We start from the raw sequence: 3,501 nt of genomic DNA, 5'->3' as shown, positions 1-3,501 counted from the left end.
ACACTACTGATACAAACTAATATTTTCATATGTTGTTTTAATTTCTTTATTACTTAGTCCTGCCCGCCTTATTGTGTCTTGTGCATCTCTCAAAGGGCGGTTCTTTTCACCGGTATTTTTACCGGATTAGTTTTCGCTAATATAAATAAAAAATATATTATGCATGCATAATACTTATGGTTTTATTATTCAGCGCATTAGATGTTATCCGTTGGAAGGCTGGCTTGCCCTGAATTCAATCTTGCTCGGCAGCACCCGCGGATTCATCTTCAGAATGTCGAGTACAAGGTTTCCCATATCTTCCGGCTGGATCTTCCATGCATCTTTTTCAGACGGTATATTTCCGTTAAAGTGAGTCGCTACCGAACCCGGCATGATAACGGTTGATTTGATACTGTACTTCCTGAGATCGATCATAGCGGCCTGTGTAAAACCCACCACTCCGAATTTCGAAGCATTGTATCCGGCTCCTTTTTCAAAGAAATTGGCTCCGGCAAGACTGGCAACCGTAATATAATAACCCTGTGACTTCTTCAGTTCTTCTACAGAAGCTTTCAGGGTATAAAAAACGCCGGTCAGGTTTGTTTCAATCATATCGTTCCATTCTTCCGCTGTTAACTGGTCCACCGGTTTGAAGACTCCCAGTCCTGCATTGGCAATAACAAAATCAAGCTTCCCGAATTTTTCCGTAACGGCTTTCACCGCTTCTTCTTCATTTCCAAGGATTTTAACATCGGAAACCAGTCCCAGTACGTTTTCACCATACTGTTTCAGTTCCTGCTCTGCTTTTTCCACATCTTCTCTTCTTCTCCCTGAAAATGCTACCGATACTCCGTTCTGCAACAGGATCTGAGCAATTCCAAAACCGATTCCTTTGGTTCCTCCTGTAATATAGGCTACTTTATTTTCTAACATATTGTTTGGATTTAGTTCTTAAAAATAAGAAAAACGCTTCAATTGAAGCGTTTTTTCCTAACTAACATTTGTCAGTAATTTATTTTTTGATGAATTTATCAGTGGTTTTACCGTTGGTGGTTTCCACCACAATGATGTAGCTTCCTGCAGTAAGGTCTTTTATATTAATGCTGTTACCGTTAAGAACAGCATTGACTTTTCTTCCAGCCATGTCATAAATTTCAGCTTTATTTATTTTAAGATCTGTCAGGATATTAATGTATTCTGAGGCTGGATTCGGACCGATAGCGATGATGGAAGATTTCTCTTTCTTCACATCAGATGTAGCCAGTACAGCGTTATTGGAAGCCTGAATAACATAGTTATCAATACCGAAAGTAGTTGGACCACTGTTTACAGCATCAGTCGCCGATGTTCTCGTCGGGCTGCTGAATACATCAACTTCTGCAGGATCAAACCCTGCTACAGTAGTAGCACCATTTACTGCAAGTGTCTGAGTAGCACCTCCGATAACATAGGTAATAGCACCGGTATTCTTGTTATAACTGAACCCTAAAGTGACCCACGTATTTGCCGGAAACGTACTTGCCGTTAAACCGGTAATGTTGTAAAAACCATTTTGTGTAGAATCTGCCGTTACATTCAGATATGCCTGTCCATTGATTGTTTTAGTCTGTGAATTGTAACCGATTCCCACAATTCCGTTTGCGGCGCCGAAAACATTCAATCCTGATAAATGTTTATTGGTTGAAGTACCTGTAAATACCTCAAAGCTGCCTTTAATAATATTATTACCTGCAGTTCTTGCTGCCCAGCTGGTATTAAGCCCGTTTTTATAAACATACCTGGAAGATGCTGCGGTTCCATCTGACCCTCCTGTTACGGCAAGGTACTTTCCATGGGCAGCGTCGCCGGAAACGATCTGATAATCTGAAACGGCTCCGTTGTACAGTGACATTCCGCCCTGTCCGGCAGCTGTCACAGAGCCAGAAACATTTCCTAACGTATAGGCATTATAATTATCGGATTCAAGAATCTGTGCAGAGGCCATAACGGCAGTAGACAGAGAAATAACTAATAGTAAAGTTTTTTTCATGATAAATGGTATTAAATAATTGCATAAAATTAAGAATTATTTTTCACCGGATACCTATATTATTTAAAAATCCTTAGGAAAAAGTCCTAAGGATCTATAATGTCACCACTTACCCTATTCTTACTATTGGGCGTAATTCTCGAAAAAGAGAGGTATACTTTCAATTCCCTTGTAAAAATTGAACAGTCCGTAGTGTTCATTAGGGGAATGGATGGCATCCGAATCGAGACCGAAGCCCATCAGGACGGATTTGGCACCTAATACCTGCTCAAACATGGCGGTAATCGGGATGCTTCCGCCTCCCCTGTAAGGCAGTACTTCTTTGCCGAAAGCTGTTTCCATCGCCTGTTTTGCCGCTGTGAATTCCTTTGTATCGGTCGGCAGTACATAAGGCATCCCTCCATGATGCGGCGTTACTTTTACTTTCACGTTTTCAGGAGCAATTTTATTGAAATACGCCGTGAATTTCTCCGTGATTTCTTCGGGCGTCTGGTACGGTACCAGACGCATGGAAATCTTGGCAAATGCTTTTGAAGGAATCACCGTTTTGGCTCCTTCCCCGGTATAGCCGCCCCAGATCCCGTTACAGTCAAGGGTTGGACGGATGGATGTTCTCTCCAGCGTAGTATAGCCTTCTTCCCCTTCCACTCCGCTGAGGCCGATGGATTTTTTAAATTCCTCCGGATTGTCCTTTAATTTATTCATATCAGACCTGTCAGCATCAGAAACCGTTTCTACATTATCGTAAAATCCGTCGATGGTGATATGCCCGTTTTCGTCAATCAGGTCGGCGATCATCCGGGAAAGGACATGGATCGGATTCGGGACCGCACCGCCGTATAAGCCGGAGTGCAGATCACGGTTCGGGCCTTCCACCTCCACTTCCACATAGCTCAGTCCTCTCAGTCCTGTGGTTACGGTAGGCTGCTCGTTGCTGTAAATATGCGTATCTGAAATCAGGATACAGTCGCAGGATAATTTTTCTTTGTTTTCATTTACAAAATCCCCCAGGCTTACAGACCCTACTTCCTCCTCACCTTCAAAAATAAACTTAACATTGCAAGGAAGCGTACCGGTTTTCATCATAGCTTCAAACGCTTTTACATGCATGAAAAACTGCCCCTTGTCATCGGCAGCCCCTCTGGCAAAAATGGCACCGTCCGGATGAAGTTCGGTTTTTTCAATATACGGTTCAAACGGAGGCTTTGTCCACAATTCCAGCGGATCGGCAGGCTGTACATCATAATGGCCGTATACCAGCACCGTAGGCAGGCTGCTGTCCAGCATTTTTTCTCCGTATACGATAGGATAACCATTGGTCCGGCAGATTTCCACCTGATCGGCACCTGCATTTTTCAGGTGGCCGGCTACTGCATCAGCGCATCTGAGGACATCATTTTTGTACGCAGGATCTGCAGAGATCGACGGAATTCTCAGTAACTCAAATAATTCATCAACAAAACGCTGTTTGTTTTCGCTGATGTAATTTA

The 3,501-nt window shown here is 42.9% G+C and carries 3 protein-coding genes; all 3 read right to left on the bottom strand.

Features of this window, described 5'->3' with window-relative positions; all coding sequences use genetic code 11:
* Positions 1 to 204: 204 nt before the first annotated feature.
* Positions 205 to 915, bottom strand: a complete 711-nt coding sequence (locus QZ735_RS06865; RefSeq protein WP_294246014.1) for an SDR family oxidoreductase — start codon at positions 913 to 915, stop codon at positions 205 to 207.
* A 79-nt stretch (positions 916 to 994) separates the two neighbouring features.
* The gene (locus QZ735_RS06860) at positions 995 to 2,011 is read right to left on the bottom strand and encodes a T9SS type A sorting domain-containing protein (protein WP_294246012.1); all 1,017 of its coding nucleotides are present in this window, start codon (positions 2,009 to 2,011) and stop codon (positions 995 to 997) included.
* A 123-nt stretch (positions 2,012 to 2,134) separates the two neighbouring features.
* The coding region (locus QZ735_RS06855) for a dipeptidase (protein WP_294246010.1) at positions 2,135 to 3,501 on the bottom strand (1,367 nt) is incomplete at its 5' end.

Origin of the sequence: uncultured Chryseobacterium sp. (genome assembly GCF_913776365.1) — a bacterium.
In the GTDB taxonomy this organism is placed as follows: Bacteria; Bacteroidota; Bacteroidia; order Flavobacteriales; family Weeksellaceae; genus Chryseobacterium.
Note: the sequence above shows the minus strand (reverse complement) of the source record. Positions and strands in the feature narration are given on the sequence as shown.